The following is a 229-nucleotide window of genomic DNA, read 5'->3' as shown; positions in this document are numbered from 1 at the left end:
AAGCCGATGTTGCCCTCGTCGGCGGCGCCGAGGCGTGTATTGACCCGCTTTCACTGGCCAGCTTTAACGCCCTAAAGGCCGTTTCCACAGAAGCAGACAACCCTGAGCGCGCGTCCAGGCCCTTTGATAAAGCCCGTAACGGTTTTGTGATGGGAGAAGGCGCTGGCGTTATGGTGATCGAAACGCTTGAGCATGCGATCGCGCGGGGCGCAACGCCGTTAGCGATCAT

The 229-nt window shown here is 59.4% G+C and carries 1 protein-coding gene; it reads left to right on the top strand.

What is annotated here, in order from left to right; genetic code table 11:
* Positions 1 to 229 (top strand): beta-ketoacyl synthase N-terminal-like domain-containing protein (locus tag INT22_RS21475; protein ID WP_319022109.1); only part of this gene is annotated, 229 nt, incomplete at both ends.

Origin of the sequence: Halomonas sp. 3D7M, from assembly GCF_014897885.1 — a bacterium.
Taxonomy (GTDB): Bacteria; Pseudomonadota; Gammaproteobacteria; order Pseudomonadales; family Halomonadaceae; genus Vreelandella.
The sequence above is the reverse complement of the archived record's forward strand: the minus strand, read 5'-3'. Positions and strand labels throughout refer to the sequence as shown.